At 54.9% G+C, this 16,507-nt stretch carries 16 protein-coding genes; 13 read left to right on the top strand and 3 right to left on the bottom strand.

All coding sequences use genetic code 11. From position 1 onward, the window contains the following. Positions 1-103: 103 nt before the first annotated feature. Positions 104-1,072 (bottom strand): phosphate/phosphite/phosphonate ABC transporter substrate-binding protein, encoded by a 969-nt coding sequence (gene phnD, locus FDK21_RS17010; RefSeq protein WP_246657606.1) that lies wholly within the window; start codon positions 1,070-1,072, stop codon positions 104-106. A 105-nt stretch (positions 1,073-1,177) separates the two neighbouring features. On the opposite strand from phnD, the gene FDK21_RS17015 reads away from it, so the two are divergent. From FDK21_RS17015 to FDK21_RS17025, 3 genes are read left to right on the top strand one after another with little or no spacing between them, the layout of a single operon-like run. Beyond that, on the top strand, positions 1,178-1,852 hold the full coding sequence (locus tag FDK21_RS17015; protein ID WP_114011543.1) for a response regulator transcription factor: 675 nt from the start codon (positions 1,178-1,180) through the stop codon (positions 1,850-1,852). Then, a complete protein-coding gene (locus tag FDK21_RS17020) occupies positions 1,849-3,258 on the top strand; it encodes a sensor histidine kinase (RefSeq protein ID WP_138150085.1) in 1,410 nt (469 codons plus the stop codon). The genes FDK21_RS17015 and FDK21_RS17020 overlap by 4 nt, the downstream gene beginning before the upstream one ends. Continuing rightward, on the top strand, positions 3,255-4,241 hold the full coding sequence (locus tag FDK21_RS17025; protein WP_138150087.1) for an ABC transporter substrate-binding protein: 987 nt from the start codon (positions 3,255-3,257) through the stop codon (positions 4,239-4,241). The genes FDK21_RS17020 and FDK21_RS17025 overlap by 4 nt, the downstream gene beginning before the upstream one ends. A gap of 68 nt (positions 4,242-4,309) precedes the next feature. Here FDK21_RS17025 and FDK21_RS17030 read toward each other — a convergent pair whose 3' ends face one another. Further along, entirely contained in the window at positions 4,310-5,059 is a 750-nt protein-coding gene (locus FDK21_RS17030) for a DeoR/GlpR family DNA-binding transcription regulator (RefSeq protein WP_245418560.1), read from the bottom strand. Between the two features lie 255 nt (positions 5,060-5,314). Here FDK21_RS17030 and deoC point away from each other — a divergent pair, with 255 nt between their 5' ends. The 9 genes from deoC (at position 5,315) to FDK21_RS17075 (ending at position 14,843) form a co-directional block, all read left to right on the top strand. Next, entirely contained in the window at positions 5,315-5,989 is a 675-nt protein-coding gene (gene deoC, locus FDK21_RS17035) for a deoxyribose-phosphate aldolase (protein ID WP_114011606.1), read from the top strand. Positions 5,990-6,076: 87 nt separating this feature from the next. After that, entirely contained in the window at positions 6,077-7,123 is a 1,047-nt protein-coding gene (locus FDK21_RS17040; RefSeq protein WP_138150089.1) for an autoinducer 2 ABC transporter substrate-binding protein, read from the top strand. Positions 7,124-7,202: 79 nt separating this feature from the next. Further along, positions 7,203-8,702, top strand: a complete 1,500-nt coding sequence (locus FDK21_RS17045) for a sugar ABC transporter ATP-binding protein (protein ID WP_138150091.1) — start codon at positions 7,203-7,205, stop codon at positions 8,700-8,702. 10 nt (positions 8,703-8,712) lie between these two features. Further along, positions 8,713-9,690, top strand: coding sequence for an ABC transporter permease (locus FDK21_RS17050; protein WP_138150093.1), 978 nt, complete (start codon positions 8,713-8,715; stop codon positions 9,688-9,690). An 11-nt stretch (positions 9,691-9,701) separates the two neighbouring features. Then, positions 9,702-10,691: an ABC transporter permease gene (locus FDK21_RS17055; RefSeq protein WP_114011550.1), complete on the top strand. Its 990-nt coding sequence runs from the start codon at positions 9,702-9,704 to the stop codon at positions 10,689-10,691. Between the two features lie 76 nt (positions 10,692-10,767). Continuing rightward, positions 10,768-11,850: an aldose 1-epimerase family protein gene (locus FDK21_RS17060; protein ID WP_138150095.1), complete on the top strand. Its 1,083-nt coding sequence runs from the start codon at positions 10,768-10,770 to the stop codon at positions 11,848-11,850. Between the two features lie 51 nt (positions 11,851-11,901). Then, complete coding sequence (rbsK, locus tag FDK21_RS17065) at positions 11,902-12,831, top strand: ribokinase (protein ID WP_138150097.1); 930 nt, start codon at positions 11,902-11,904, stop codon at positions 12,829-12,831. Between the two features lie 377 nt (positions 12,832-13,208). After that, complete coding sequence (locus FDK21_RS17070; RefSeq protein ID WP_138150100.1) at positions 13,209-14,093, top strand: DMT family transporter; 885 nt, start codon at positions 13,209-13,211, stop codon at positions 14,091-14,093. A 135-nt stretch (positions 14,094-14,228) separates the two neighbouring features. Further along, positions 14,229-14,843, top strand: a complete 615-nt coding sequence (locus FDK21_RS17075; RefSeq protein WP_138150104.1) for a hypothetical protein — start codon at positions 14,229-14,231, stop codon at positions 14,841-14,843. A 104-nt stretch (positions 14,844-14,947) separates the two neighbouring features. Here the strand turns inward: FDK21_RS17075 and FDK21_RS17080 are convergent, their stop codons facing one another. Continuing rightward, positions 14,948-15,532: a TetR/AcrR family transcriptional regulator gene (locus FDK21_RS17080; protein WP_138150106.1), complete on the bottom strand. Its 585-nt coding sequence runs from the start codon at positions 15,530-15,532 to the stop codon at positions 14,948-14,950. Between the two features lie 125 nt (positions 15,533-15,657). Here FDK21_RS17080 and FDK21_RS17085 point away from each other — a divergent pair, with 125 nt between their 5' ends. Continuing rightward, a complete protein-coding gene (locus FDK21_RS17085; protein WP_138150109.1) occupies positions 15,658-16,455 on the top strand; it encodes a crotonase/enoyl-CoA hydratase family protein in 798 nt (265 codons plus the stop codon). The last annotated feature ends 52 nt before the right edge of the window (positions 16,456-16,507 follow it).

Here is a 16,507-nt window from a genome sequence, read left to right on the forward strand (position 1 = left end):
CGCGTTGATTGCTGACACGGTATTTTCCTCAAAAAGAGTGAGCGGTAGCGTTCAGCGCTGGTAAGGCGCTGTTGAATTCGGCTGTGCAGGACGAAAAGAGGGGCTAGTCCGGTTTGAGTCTGGTCATCGAGACAATGGTTCGAACGGCTTCCCAATCTGTCTGGTAGTGAACCGGTATGAACCTATTATCCCCCTGAAATGCTTTCGACATTTGCTGCGGGAAGGTGAAGTTGAAGAAGCAGCTCTTCAGCTTTTCGGCCAGACCGGGTTTCAAATCATGGGCCAGAGCAAACGAGGAGGTCGGGAAGAGGGGACTTTTGTAGAGAATGCGAAAGTCATCTTTGTTGATGCGTCCCCGTTCTGCCATCCGAACAAAGACATCGGAGGCAACGGCCGCCATTTCATAATCCCCACCAAGAACGCCAAGGATTGATTGTGCATGCCCGCCTGACATGATCGGGTGGTAATCCTTGCCCGGCTCCAGACCATGCTGAGCGAAGTAGAATTTGGCCGCATGATTGCCGGAGTTCGAGCGCTTCGTTGTGTGGGCAATGCGCATGCCGGCCAGATCCTTGAGGGAATGGAACGGGCTGTCGGCCCTGACGATGGCAATCAGATGATAGCCGCGCATGCCCTCGGCCGTGCCCTTGGCGGCAAAGGGATGGGCCCCCGCCATGTTCACGGCCGCCACCGTTGCCCCGGTGGCAAAGCCCGCAAAGTGCAATCGACCATTGGCAAAGGCGCGCACCTGAGCGATTTCCGACTGCACTGGATAATAGACGATTTGGCGACCGACACATTTGGCAAGATGACGGGTAAAGGGTTTGAACAAGTCGGCATAGATGGCCGCATCTTCAATCGGGGTGTAGGCCCATACAAGGGTTTTGGGGTCCTTGAGGGCATTGGGGTCTGTTGGCATGTCGGCCAATAGGTCACAGTTGGCATCTGTGAAATTTGGCGCTAAATCTGCCTTGACGGTGCACGGCTCTTGCGCTGCCACGGGACCCACCCCGCCAAGCATCGCACAGGCAACCAAAACCAGACCGCACCAGATTTTGCGCAGGACTTCCACTCCCAATCTCCTCCCCAATCTCCTCCAAGATTGCCAATTGCATGGCCTTATGGAAATCACTATGCAACACAGTAGCTGTCAAAGTCCTGTCAGAAGGAGAATATGATGAAAGTCCTGGTCGTAGAGGATGCCGAGGATGTGGCCTTCGCCATTTGTGAAAGGCTCAAAACGCGCGGAAATCGGCCAGAACACTGCGCGCGCGGCGACGAAGCCATCGACATGATCAAGCTTGGGGACTATGACGCGGTCATTCTGGATGTCAACTTGCCCGGAGCCAATGGATTCGAAATTCTCGCCTCTCTGAGGGCAGAAAATATCGATACGCCGATCGTCGTTTTGACCGCAAGGGATCACATCGGTGACAAGGTCAACATGCTCGATCTGGGGGCCGATGATTATATGGTCAAGCCCTTTGCGCTGGAGGAGTTGGAGGCCAGATTGCGGGCCATTGCCCGGCGCAATGAAGGGCGTGCCAGCCCGGCCCTTGCCGTTGGCGATCTGAAACTGGACCAATCGGCACGCTCGATTTCATGCGATGGACAGCCGCTGGATCTGGGCTCGCGCGAGGTTCAGCTGCTGGAATATCTGATGCAGAAGCCCGATCAGACGGTTTCCAAGGAACAACTGGTTGCCAAACTGTTCGGTTATGACGAAACTGGCTCACCCAATGCCGTCGAACTTCTCGTTTCGCGCTTAAGAAAGAAGCTGGAAAAGTCGACCGTGAAAATTGTCACGCAACGAGGGGTCGGATATCAGTTGCAGACCTCGGACATGAAGTGATTTCAGTGCGATACTCGATCCAGAAACGCCTGCTCAAAAGCGCGATGCTTGTCCTGATCGCCGTCGGCGTGATCTCTGGATTCATCGTCCTTCAGCTCTCAAACACGGCGTCCGACGAGGCGCACGACAAGGTGCTGGGCGCGGCGGCTCTGACCATCGCGGAGACCATCAGTTTTGGCGAGTCCGGTGTAACCGTTGACCTGCCCTATGCCGCCTTTGCGATTTTGGGTACGTCTGGAAAGAACCGGATTTTCTATCGGGTGGTCGCGCCCGATGGCACCACAGTGACAGGAACACCGGTTCTGGGCATTGACCAGCCAGCCTTGAGCGTCAATGAAAGCCGCTTCTTCGACAGCCAGTATCGGGGCGAGAATATTCGTGTTGTGCAAATTGCCCATTTCTTTCAGGGCAGGCGGGGGGGCGGTTGGTTCAATGTGTTTGTTGGCGAAACCCGTGAAGCCCGCAATCAACTGGCCACGCGACTGGCGTCCTTCGCATTGCTTCCCGCCATTCTGGCGACCATTCTGGGCTTGGTTCTGATCAGTTTGGCCATTCGCAGTTCCTTTTCTCCCCTGCGTGCCATTGAAACCTCCATTCGTCACCGCAATCCCACCGATATGTCGGCGATTGACGTCGACGTGCCCCTTGAGGTTGAAACGCTGGTCGGGTCGATCAATCAGTTCATGGCAAGATTGGAAGCAACACTGGAAGGGCTGCGGCAAGTCACCGCGGATGCCGCCCATCAATTAAGAACACCTTTGGCTGCTGTCAGAGCGCTTTCAGAACTGGCGCTGGATCAGGATTTGCCTCCAACCATGCGCAATTACATGTCGCGTATCAACAAGAACGCCGTTTCTGCAACGCAGTTGGCAAGCCAGTTGATGACGGAGGCCCAGTTGCTCCATTCCCTCGAGACGGAGCAGTTCAAGCAGATCAATCTGACGCGTTTGACTCGCAAGGTGGCCGAGGCAACCATTGCCGAAATGCGGTTTCAGGCGGCGCTTCCAAACATCGTCTATCCGCAGGAAAATGACCCGGCCTGTCTTGTTGAAGGCAACGAGGCCGCAATGGGCGAACTCATCAAGAATCTTCTGGTCAACGCCATCCTGCATGGCGCAGGGCCGATCGATTTGTGCGTTTGGCAAGATGGTTCCCATGTGCGGCTGGCAGTGAAGGATCGGGGGCCGGGTATCCCGGAAACAATCAGGGAAACTTTGTTCGAGCGCTTTGTGAAAGATCCAGACAAACAAGCGGGCACAGGATTGGGTTTGGCGATCGTCAAACAGGTCGTTACAGCGAGTGGTGGCCGCGTGTGGCATCGCAAACGGGAAAAAGGCGGTCTGGTGATCGAATTGCAGTTTCCTGCCAGTCCTCTCAGCAACAAACTTGGGAAGGGCAGAAAATGACACGCACCTTGATGGCCTTCATGTTCAGTTTCCTCGCAATTTCGCTCCCCTGCAATGCGGAGCAACTGATCGGCGAGGTGCGTCTGGCTGGCACAATATCCCAGACGCGGATGCAGCCGGCCATTCAGGCCATGCAAGCCCATCCCGAAATGAATGGATTGCTTTATCAGCAAATGCGGGCCGGTGAAATCATCTCGAACTTCGCCAGCATGGGAAGCGCAAGCCAACCAATCGATCTGGCAGTGCTGCCGACGCCCGATTCCGGTGTATTTCTTGCCAATGAAGGGCATTTGAGGGAACTGCCAACCGGGCTCAATGCTGATCCGGGCGCAGATTGGCGCAGCGAAGTGATCACGCTCTTCTTTGATCCGTCCGTTATCGTCATGCGCAAGGGTCTTGCCTCTCCATCGGACCAACCGCAAGACCGCATGGAACTGGTTCGGTTTCTGGAAAAACACGCCAAGAGGCTCGAGGAACGGGTTGGCCTTGTCAATATCGGTCTCGACAGGCAGAGCTATGCCTATGCTGCACAGGACCAATTGAGATCGCCGATTTTCTGGCAGCTGGCACAAGCTTTCGGGCGACTGAATGCCCGGATCTACGGATCCAACGCCGAGCTTGTTCAGGCCATCGGAGAGGGAGAGATCGATCTGGCCTACAATGTGCCTCTGTCCGAGGTCGCATTTGCCAATCAGGACGATCTGGTCGTCCTGTTGCCCAAAGACTATATCATCTCGCTGCCATGGGTGATTGTGGCACCATCGAAGACGGACAATCCGCTGTTGCTGAACGTCCTGTCCGATTTGCAGTCGCAGGTCTCGCAAAAACGGTTTCCCAATAGGCGCTTTTGGCAGTTTTTTGAAGATGACAAGATCCCGCAAACCCAGAAGGTCAAGATTGGACCGGAACTGCTGGTTTTCCTCGATCCGCTCAAGAAAAACCGGATCCTCGATACCTGGTTCCAGATGGTCACCAACCAATAAGCAGGACGCTCGCTGGCTGTTTATGAGGGCGTTGTGGGGAGAGCAAGAAAAACAGCGACCTGTCGTGATCAGTGCGATCTGACGTCAATGTCCAAGGTCGCAAACAACTCTCTCTGTTCCGCGGTGATGCCGGAATCGGTCGCCAGAATATCGATCTGGTCAATTGTTGCGAAGGAGGCGGTTCTGACCTTGCCGATCTTCGTTGAATCCATGACCAGAATGTTGGACTCCGCGCGGGACATGGCCATCTGCTTTATTCTGACTTCAAAGAAGTTGGAGCAGGTCAACCCGTTCTGAAAATGCAGGCCGCCAGCAGAGATAAACGCCTTGTTGATCCCCATCTTTGCGAGCAGCTCAATCGACTCGTCACTGGCAAAGGACGCCGAAGCGGGATGATACTCCCCCCCCAGCAAAATGATTTTCGCATTGGGCATTCTGCAGACGATATCGGCGATATTGATCGAGTAGCAGATGATTGTGAGCGGGAGGATCGGCGCAAGATTCTTCGCCAGATAGGGCAGGGTCGTGCCGCAATCGATGAAGATGATGTCGCCCGGTTCGATCAGGCTCGCAGCACTGGCGCAGGCTTCGCGCTTGGCTTCGACATTGGTGAAATTTTCGCGCTGAAGAAAATAGTCGCGACTGGATGGCTGATCCATGCTGCTGACGATATAGCCGCCCAGAAACGAAAACTGGCCATCAGACCCCGCAATATCTCTACGGATTGTCATTTCCGACACATCAAGCAAGCTGGCAGCGTCCTTGAGATGCAAAGCCCGGCCATCTTCCAAGGACTTTGCGAGCTTTAGAAGACGCATCTGTTGTCGTGTTTGTGCCATCGTTTCTATCGAGATCCACTAATACGCACTGATCCTGCAGCAGTCCGCAGCATTAAGTCACATGGCTGTCTGCGTCAAAGTAACTTTCTTTTTGTGACTATTATAACATTTTTGACTTTACATACCGCCATTTTTGATGTCAATCTGTTATTAATATAACAAAAAAAGTTGCATGCATCACATAGATTAACAAATGATCAAGGGATGCTGGCAGCAATATGGGAGATTCTCAGCATGGCAAGCCTAGTGCCGAATCTGGAAACAGCCGATTTGGCTGGTTACATCGACCACACCATTCTGGCACCACAAGCCACGGTTCAGGATGTAGAGCGGCTGTGTCAGGAGGCCGTCGAACATGGTTTTTGTTCGATCTGCGTCAATCCGGTTCATGTGCCTTTGGTGGCCGAGAAGCTTGCCGGCAGCAAGGTGCTGACCTGTTCGGTCATCGGCTTTCCGCTCGGTGCCATTCCCACAGACCTCAAATGCGCGGAAACCCGTTGGGTCGTCTCCCAAGGCGCGCAGGAAGTGGACATGGTGATTGCGGTCGGCCATCTCAAATCCGGCAATGACGCTTATGTCCGGGACGATATTGCTGCGGTGAAAGAGGCCTGCGGCTCAGCGGCGCTAAAAGTCATCATCGAGACCTGTCTTCTGACAGATGACGAGAAAAAGCGCGCCTGTCAGCTGTCCAAGGAGGCGGGAGCCGACTTTGTCAAGACCTCGACCGGTTTCATGTCAGGCGGCGCCACGTTGGAGGATGTGGCGTTGATGCGTGCGACCGTTGGTCCGGATATGGGTGTGAAGGCATCGGGTGGCGTACGCACCCGGGAGGATGCCGTCAAAATGATCGAAGCTGGTGCCAATCGGCTTGGTGCAAGCTCTGGAGTTGCCATAGTTTCCGGCCAGTGATTTGGCCGGTTTTCATCGCACTTTGTTGGGTGGGGTGAAGGTGAAATATCGACAAGAGTAAAAACTGACAATCCATGGGAGGATTATATGAAGTCTCTTTTCTCATCTTTGTTCTTAGCAGCGGCGCTGGTGACCGCTCCGGCTCTGGCCGAAGGGCCCGTCGACACCAGTCAGGTTCGCAAAGACATCTATAAAGACGCAACCGGCAAGGAATATTCCATTGCCACAGTCGTGAAAGTGGACGGGATTGCCTGGTTCGACCGTATGCGGGATGGGGTCAAACAGTTTGGCGAGGAAACCGGCCATGACACCTGGATGCTTGGGCCAAGTCAGGCTGATGCCGCCGCTCAGGTTCAGATTGTCGAAAACCTGATTGCTCAGGGCGTTGATGCCATTGCCATTGTTCCCTTCTCTGTGGAAGCCGTCGAACCAGTCCTGAAAAAAGCCCGCGATCGCGGCATCGTTGTCATCGCGCATGAAGCCTCCAACATCAAGAATGCCGACTATGTTCTGGAAGCATTTGACAACCATGCCTATGGTGCCAAGCTGATGGAAGTCCTAGGCGGCTACATGAATGGCGAAGGCAAATATGCAGCAACGGTTGGCAGCTTGACCTCCAAGTCACAGAATGAATGGATCGATGGCGCCATCGATTACCAGAAGAAAAACTTCCCGAAAATGGAGTTGGCCACCAAACGTCTGGAAACCTATGACGATGCCAACACCGACTATAACAAGCTCAAAGAAACCCTGACCACCTATCCTGATCTCAAAGGGATCGTTGGCGGCCCAATGCCTACGTCTGCTGGCGCAGGCCGTCTGATCAACGAACGGGGTCTGAAAGACAAGCTCTTCTTTGCGGGCACAGGTCTTGTATCGGTTGCTGGCGAATATCTCGGCAATGGCGATATCCAGTATATCCAGTTCTGGGATCCAGCAGTTGCTGGCTATGCCATGAATGTTGTGGCTGTGATGGCTCTTGAGAAAAAGAATGCCGAAATCAAAGCCGGTCTCAATCTTGGTCTGCCAGGTTATACCGATCTGATCACGCCTGTCGAAGACAGCCCGAACCTGCTTTATGGTGCAGGCTGGGTCGGCGTGACCAAAGACAACATGTCTGAATATAACTTCTGATCCTGCAAGCCATTGGGCAGCGCCTGTCGCGCTGCCCTTTTTTTATCTTGTTTCCAATTCCTAACCGTTTGGGATGAGCATGTCTGAAGCGTTCATCGAACTGCGCAATATCGGGAAGCAATTTCTCGGTCTGCGAGCATTGGACGATGTTTCCCTGACCATCAACAAGGGTGAGATTCACTGTCTTGCCGGCGAAAATGGATCGGGAAAGTCCACTCTTATCAAAATCATATCAGGTGTTTACCAGCCATCTGATGGAGAGATCTTCATCGAGGGTGAAAAGGTCGAAAACCTGACACCCATCGAGTCGGTCAATCGTTCTATTCAGGTGATCTATCAGGATTTTTCGTTGTTCGGCAACTTGACCGTGGCGGAAAATCTGGCGCTCAACACCGAGCTCAGAAACAAAGTCAAGCTGGTGAATTGGGGACGGGTCCGCAAAATGGCAAAAGAGGCCATTGATCGGCTCGGGGTGTCCATTGATCTCGATGCCGAGGTGGCCAGTCTGCCAACATCATCCAAACAGTTGGTGGCCATTGCGCGCGCTTTGATGTCCGATGTCAAACTGATCATCATGGATGAACCGACCACTGCGCTGACGGGCAAAGAGGTTGAAACGCTATTCCAGATCGTACGCGATATTCAGAGCAAGGGCATCGCCATCCTGTTCGTCAGTCACAAGATGCGCGAAATGCTCGAAATCTCCGAACGGCTTACGGTGATCCGCAACGGCGCCAAAGTGGCGGAAGGGGACACCGAGGATTTCGACGAGGCGGCCGTCATTCGCCACATGACCGGACTCGATATCGAGATCCAGCCCTATCGCAAGCCAGCGGTGGGGAGCGATGAACAACCGCGTCTGGAAGTCGAAGGCCTGACACTGCCCGGCCTGTATGAGAATATCAATCTCACCATGTATCCCGGCGAGATTGTCGGCCTGTCCGGGTTGCTCGGCTCCGGGCGCACCGAACTGGCCTTGAGCCTGTTTGGCCTCTTGCCAACCCATGCCGGTAACATCAAAATTGATGGCCAGTCTGTCACCTTGCGCACGGTGCAGGATGCGATTGGTCATGGCATTGCCTATGTGCCAGAGGACCGCCTGACCGAGGGGTTGTTCCTGACGCAATCCATCACCCGCAACATTGTCGCCACCTCTCTGGATCGTCTGTCCAGCAAGGGTGTCATCGACATGAAGGCGGTGGAGAAGGAAACGGCCGACACCATTCAATCCATGCAGATCGCCACACCAAGTGCCGACAAAATGGTCGGCGAGCTATCCGGTGGCAATGCCCAACGTGTTGTTCTGGGACGCTGGCTGCTGACGGACGCAAAGGTTCTGATCCTCAATGGTCCTACCGTCGGGGTCGATGTCGGGTCCAAAGCCGAGATTCACAAGAAAATCAGGGAACTGGTGAAGGATCATGGATTGACGGTTTTGATGATTTCCGATGACGTTCTGGAACTGGCGCAGAATTGCAGCCGGGTCATTCTCATGCATCGCGGGCAATTTGTCGAACAGCTTGAAGGTGAGGGCATCAAGGAAGATGTCATCAGCGATAAGCTGAAGTCGTTTACGTGAGGGGGCGGCCATGAAACTTTTCAAACGATCCGAATTTGTGATTGCGGTCATCCTTCTCTTGTCCATGGTCGTGATCGGTCTCATCAATCCTGCCTTCTGGCAGTTGGACAATCTCTTCTCGCTGATGCGCAGCAACGTCATTATCGGCATCATGGCTCTCGGGGTTTTGGTGGTGATGATCTCGGGCGGCATTGACGTCTCTTTTCCCGCCTTTGCCGTTGCTGCCATGTATCTGACCGTCAAGGGCATGATCTTCTTTGGCCATGACGGGGTGATCATTCCGTTCATTGCTGCGGCGATGATGGGCATGCTGTTCGGCTGCCTGAATGCCTTCTTCGTTTACAAGTTCAAGATGATCCCGCTGATTGTGACATTGGGCACAGGCAGCATGGTCCGGGGCTTTCTGCTCGGCATTGTCGGAACAAGCATGATCAACATCAACAAGATGCCAGATGGCCTGATCGATTTTGCCAAAACGGAAGTCATTTCGATGACCAAGCCCGATGGCACCTATTTCGGTTTGACCGCGATGGTGCTGATCTATGTCGGGCTGGCGCTGCTGGTTCATTTCGTGTTGCGCTATACCATGATCGGACGCAGTGTCTATGCACTGGGTGGAGATTCCGAGGCGGCCAAACGCGTTGGCTTCGACGTGCGGCGTACCACCTTCTTCATCTACTGTTTTGCCGGCATGTTGGCAGGGTTCGGCGGCTTGCTGCACAGCGGCATGATCTGGCTGGCAAATCCGCGAGACTTTGTGGGATTGGAGCTTGATGTGATTGCCGCAGTCGTTCTGGGCGGGGCCAGTATCTTTGGCGGGCGTGGCTCGGTGCTCGGCACGATGCTGGGTGTCTTTATGCTCGTCATGGTCAAGAACAGCCTGATCATCATGAAGGTGGAAACCACCTGGCAACGTGTCGTGGTCGGCATCGTCATCGTCATTGCCACGGCGATGACCGCTTGGCGTGACCGCAAACGCAATGTGTGAGGAGTAAAGAGATGAAACCCTCTTTCGATTTTCGATCTCTGATCAATCGTGAAAACAATATCATGCAATTGATCATGATGACCGTTTTGATTTTCCTCATCATGACGGCTCTTAGTCCGGACAAGTTCCTGCGCTACTACAATTTTGAATCCATCACCTACCTGTTTCCAGAACTGGGACTGCTATCGATTGCCATGATGGTGGCCATGCTGACCGGCGGCATCGATCTGTCCGTCGTCGGGATTGCCAACCTGTCGGGGATCCTGTCCGGCGTGCTGTTCCATTACCTCATTCGTGATCTGGGAATGGAGGAAAGCAGCCTGATGGTTCTGGTCGGTGTCTGTTTGTCCCTGTGTGTGGGACTAACCGCAGGCATGCTGAACGGCTTTCTGATTACCAAGTTCAACATCACCCCGATTCTGGCCACGCTCGGCACAGGGCAGGTTTTTGTCGGACTGGCGCTGGTGCTGACCGGTGGTCCTGCGATCGTTGGCTTCCCCGAAGCCTGGGCGTTTCTGGGCAACGGCAAGATTATGGGGATCGCGGTGCCATTCCTGCTCTTCTTGCTGGTTGCAGGCGTTGTGGCTTTCCTTCTGACCCGCACCACCATTGGCGTCAATCTGATGCTGATTGGCTCCAATCCGCGAGCTGCCATCTTTGCCGGTCTGAAAAAGTCACGGATGATTTTCTACAGCTACATGCTGTCCGGGGTTCTGGCCAGCATGGCGGGGATCATCCTGTCCGGACGCACCAACGCGGCCAAGTCGGATTACGGAACGTCCTATTTGCTGCAGGCTGTTCTTATTGCGGTTTTGGGTGGCACCAATCCGGCAGGTGGCAAGGGGTCTGTCGCCGGGGTGTCCATCGCGGTGGTGGCATTGATGTTGCTCTCGAGCGGCTTCCAGATCCTGCGCTTCAGCAATCACCTCATCGACTTTATCTGGGGTGCATTCCTGCTGCTGGTGATTGCCATCAATGCCTACAAGAATCGCAATCGCTAACTGTCTCGTCACAGAATGAACTTGGAACCGATCCAGTGTCTTATGGCATTGGATCGGTGTCAGGGAGGAAAGAGAAATGAACTCGGTCAATATTATGTTGCGCAAAGTGGATTTTGCCGCACATGAACAAGTTGTCGCCACCTATGCAGGCATGACAGCGTCAACATTCAAGTATGATAGTGGTATCGAGGCCCTCAGACTGAGCAACGAGCGGGGCCATTTGGTCGTTCTGCCTTACTATGGCCAGATGATCTGGGATGCCGAGTTCGACGGTATCGATCTGACCATGAAGAACATGTTTTCAATGCCGCGCCCGGCATCTGACATTGCCGGGACGTATGGCTGCTTTGCCTTCCATTCCGGCCTGTTGCGCAATGGCTGTCCGTCGCCAAACGATAGCCATGCCTTGCATGGTGAAATGCCCGTCGCGGCGATGGACAAGGCCGGGCTCGAATGTGGTGAAGACGGGGAAGGGGCCTATTTGGCAGTGACCGGAGCGGTGGAATATGTGATGGGCTTTGGCGATCATTATCTGGCAATGCCACGGATCGTCCTGCGCCCCGATTCCACCCTGTTCGACATGGCCATGTCCGTCAAGAATCTGGGCGGGGCCCCCATGGACCTGATGTATATGTGCCACGTCAATTTTGCCTATTGTGAGGGGGCGAAGATCATTCAACCTGCGCCCTTCACCCCTGACCGCACCCAGGTGCGCACGGCGGTGCCCGGACATGTCCAGACGACCCCGGACTATCTGGCTTTCATCGATGCGCTGGCGAGCGATCCGTCCGGATTGGAAGTGCTGGACGAGCCGCAGCGTTACAATCCCGAACAGGTGCTTTACCTGCGCGAGGTCGGGGCAGATGCACATGGCAACACCGCCTGCATGATGCGGCGACGTGAGGGCGATGCCTTTCACATCGCCTATAGCAAGGAAGATTTCCCCCAGACGGTACGCTGGATCCTCGTCAATGACGATCAGCAGGTGGCCGCTTTTGCCTTGCCATCGACCTGTGAACCAGAGGGTTATCTGGCTGAGAAGAAAAAGGGCAATGTCCGTGAGCTCCCATCGGGCGAACAGGCCGATTTTACCGTCAGGCTTGGTTACATGACAAAGACGCAAGCCGATGGCGCCGAACAGCAGATCCGCGCTCTTTGAGCGGGGAGCCTTGCTGACAGACGCTTCGCTAAGAGAAGGAAAGGGATGACAATGGCCGGAAAAATCGCTGTCGTGGGCAGCAATATGGTGGATTTGATTACCTATGTGGACCGCATGCCCGGGCCGGGAGAGACTTTGGAAGCGCCGGATTTCTCTCTGGGATGCGGTGGCAAGGGGGCCAACCAGGCCGTTGCTGCCGCCCGATTGGGCAGTGATGTGATGATGGTCACCCGCGTCGGGGATGACATCTTTGCCGACAATACCATTCGCAATTTTGAACAGGTCGGCATCGATGCGCGTCATGTGGTGCGCGTCCCCGATACCTCATCTGGCGTCGCACCGATCTTTGTCGAGAAATCGGGAGAGAACAGCATTCTGATCGTCAAAGGGGCCAACAATGCATTGACCCCGGCGGAAGTCGACAAGGCTTCAGAGGATCTCAAACAATGCTCCCTCATTGTCATGCAGCTCGAAGTGCCACTGGAAACGATTTATCACGTGATTGCTTTTGGTGCGGAACATGGCATTCCGACCCTGCTCAACCCGGCGCCTGCCCAGCCGGATCTGGATGTTTCCCGCATCACCGGTGTGACCTATCTCGTCCCCAATGAGAGCGAGTTAGAGCTTTTGACCGGCATGAAAGTCAGCGATGCGCCCAGTGCAGAGGCTGCAGCCCGTAGCCTGATGGCCAAGGGCATCAAGACCGTCATAGTCACGCTGGGATCCAAAGGGGCCTTGTTGGTCACAGAGGAGGCCTGCAAACGGATCGAACCGGTCGCCGTGCAGCCCATGGACACGACAGGTGCGGGCGATGCCTTCATCGGCAGTTTCGCGCACTATTTCACCAAGGAATCCGATCTGGATCTGGCGCTGAAAATGGCCGCGCGCTATGCCGCTGACTCAATCACCCGTCCCGGCACACAGAAATCCTACGCTTCAATCGAAGCGTTTGAGGCTTTCTGCAGCAAGCTGGATGGATAGTCAGTTGGCTTGAAACAAGACGCGACCCGGCACTGGCAACCAGCCATGTTCGGGCCGCGTTTTATCGGCCATCCGTTGCCCTGATCCCGAGTGCAACATGCCCGAGGTGGGAAGCCATTCTAAGGATGCCGCCACCCGCTTTCTCTTCCCGGATAACAAGCTTGGTTCCTGCGAAGTCGCAACAATGGCGGCTCGCGGCATGTGGCGCTCCGTCGCAAGGCATGCTTGAATGGTCGTCAGAAACCGCATGCGCAATGCCGGTTTCCCTGCGAAAGCAGTATCAAGTGTTTCGACCTGTCTAGCAGACGTGGCTCCGAATGTCCCGCCGATGCCTGTCCGGTCAAAACAAGGGCCGGCAGTGCTTGGAGGGGATGACCATGACCGCAGCGAACCACACCATGCGAAGAAGTCAAGCTTCAGGCATTCTGTTGATGATTGCAGGCGTGGCCTGTCTGAGCGCCAACGACGCGATCGCCAAAACCCTGACCTCCGGCTATTCGCCGCTGCAAATCCTGTTTCTGCGCAATGTGATTGCCCTGCCATTCACCCTGCTCATTGCATTGGTTATGGGGGGACCATTGACCCTGCGGTCACAGCGGCCTGCAGCTCATCTGCTGCGTGGTGCGCTCTGGGTCGGCGCAACTATGATGTTCTTCACCAGCTTCATCTATCTCCCTCTGGCCGAGGCGACGGCGCTGATTTTCGTGGCGCCCTTCTTCATCACCATGATCTCGGCGCTGTTCCTCGGAGAGGCCGTCCGCTGGCGGCGCTGGCTGGCTGTCGCCACAGGGTTTCTCGGTGTCCTAATAATCATCCGGCCGGGGGGAGCAACCTTTCAGTTGATCTCCTTGCTTCCCGTCACGACGGCCCTTGTCTATGCCTTGTTGATGCTTAGTGCCCGCTGGGTTGACCCGCGTGAAAGTGTCTGGACGCTTCTGGTGTATCTGACCGGTGCCGGAGCATTGCTCAGTGCATTGATCGTGCCGCTGGTTTGGGTGCCAATCCGTTTGGAGGACCTCTGGTTCTTTGTGGGAATTGCGGTCTTCGGCACCGCCGGAATGACCATGATGACGCAGGCCTTTCGGCTCGCACCGGCTTCAATTGTCGCCCCGCTCGATTATACAGGCTTGCCCTGGGCAATGTTGTTCGGCTGGCTCATCTGGCGGGAGAGTCTCGATGCCATGACGATTTTCGGCGCGGCGATCATCATTGCAAGTGGTCTATTCTCGATCTTTCAGGACAGAAACCAAAACCGCGTTTGAAGGAGGCTTCGCCCCTGACAATATAACTGGCCGCGTTGAGTGCAAAGCCGGTGCTACATCTGTAGTCTGCGACAAAGGGCCTACGCATTTTAGAACTGATTGGGATTATTCTTGGCATAAAGCGGAGATCGTCAAATGGACACCCAATCAAACAGCGAAAACTGGATGGATTGGCATGCGAAAGCGCGGGTTATGTCCGCATCCATCTTCAAGCCCATACTGGCAGCAATTTTCATTCCCTGTTTTTTGCTGGCATCGCTTGTTGGTATCGTCAACGGATGGACATTCGGCCCGCTGGAGGGCGCAAAAATTTTCGCAATCCTCTGCGCAGTCTTTCTTGCCTTTTTCGCCTTTGTTCTTCTCATCCTTTTGGCAATCAAACCATCCATTCGGATGCGCTATGTTCTCGATGACACGGGTGTCTATGCCATGGAAGATGATGAAGTTGCGCGAGAATTGATTGCCGCAGGCGGGGCCTTCGGCGTGGCAACAGGCAACCTTACCTTGACGGCCACCCCTCTGGCGGCCAAGGCTGGAAAAAATGGTCACCTGTCGTGGGACAAGGTGGATAGTGTCTGGGAACGTCCAGTGCAAAATATGTTCATTCTGAAACGGCCGGGCTGGTGGCGCCCGGACTTCACGATCTTTGCGACGCAAGAGAATTATCGTCAGGTGAAAGACTTCATCAAACGGCACAAGGGGCGCACGAACAAAATATCACCAGCCATCGAAAGCGAGGCGTCACAATAGGGTGTCGCAATAAGGCGTTGGATGGGGCCACCCCGGAGGTGCCATTTCAAAGCAACAAAAAGCGCGGATATCCCTTTGCACTGGTTGCTCGGGACAATCCCAGTTCAATCCACCGAATGCAAAGCACCTGCGGTGATCGCCCGAGCGGCGCGCCCGGCTTCTTCGATATAGGCAGGATCGCGATGCACCAGCATCAGCGAGAAAGCGCCATCCATAATCAGATTGATCTGGCGTGCCGTGGCATCTGGCTGTCGCACCTGCGCCTGCGCAAGGCGTCCCGCAAGCCAGGCTTCGAATTTTTTCTTATGCGCCGCCCCCACCTGCATCGCCGGATGACCGGGCATGTTGGCAAGCTCCGCCGCCGTGCGCAGGAAACCGCAGCCTTTCCATTTGGGATGGCGCGATGATTGTGCCAGCGCGATGAAGATCGCCTCGACCTTATCCTCCACATTGCCATCTTCTGCATCGAACCATGTCTCAAAGAGCGCGAGGTTGGGTTGATCTCGTGCGGTGAGATAGGCTGTCACAAGGTCATCCTTGCTCTTGAAATGATAATAGAGCGTCTTCTTGGTGATGCCAGCCTTCTCCGCCACGGCGTCAACACTCACCGCGCGGATACCCTCCCGATAGAACAAGCGGTTGGCTGCATCGATGATCCGTTCGCGAGCCGGTTTTGAAGGTGAAGTCATGGGCGTGCACTCTCGCATTCTGTATGTATACTGACTAGTGAGTTTCCGTACAGCTTGCCGCTCGCTACCTTGCCAGTCAACCAGGAAAGGCAACCACGAAAGGCAACCACGAAAGGAGAGACGGCATGCAAAGCAACGACAACGTCAAATTCGAACAACGGGGCCGAATTGCTCTTTTGACACTCAATCGCCCCGAAAAACTGAATGCGATCAATTATGCGATGGCCGATCGGCTGCTTGCTCTATTCGATAAGATCGAGGCGGATGGCGCGATCCGAGCGGTTATTCTGACCGGTGCAGGCGAGCGGGCTTTTTCGGCAGGAGGGGACATTCATGAATTCTCCCGGAGCATCCGCAATGGAGCAGACGAGGCGGTGAGAGACTTTTGCCGACGCGGTCAGGCATTGACCGCTCGGCTGGAAACCTTCCCAAAGCCAGTCATCACCGCCGTCAACGGCATTGCTTATTGGGGTGGGTGTGAAATCACCGAAGCGGCTCATCTGGCCGTGGCATCGGAGCAGGCCGTCTTTGCCAAGCCGGAAATCAATATCGGCATTCCGCCCACCTTCGGTGGCACACAGCGTTTGCCACGCCTTGCCGGACGCAAGCGTGCACTCGAATTGTTGCTGACCGGTGAACCTTTCAGCCCGGATCGTGCCGTTGAGTTGGGGCTTGTAAACAGCATGGTGGCCCATGCAGACCTGCTGCCGGCTGCAATGGATCTTGCCAACCGGATCAACTGCCATTCGCCGCTCGCTACATCACGTATCCTTGCGGCTGTGACCCGGGGGATCAACACGACGATTGATGAAGGATTGCTGATCGAACGGGAGCAGTTTGCCCGCATGTGTGCGACACAGGATGTGCATGAAGGGCTTGAGGCATGGATTGAGCGACGCATACCAACCTATGCGGAACGATGAACCAAAATTGGCTGCGTGGCCGAAAGGAAGCCATCCTGCCACACATGCTATT

It is taken from the genome of Cohaesibacter sp. CAU 1516 (genome assembly GCF_005771485.1).
GTDB lineage: Bacteria > Pseudomonadota > Alphaproteobacteria > Rhizobiales > Cohaesibacteraceae > Cohaesibacter > Cohaesibacter intestini.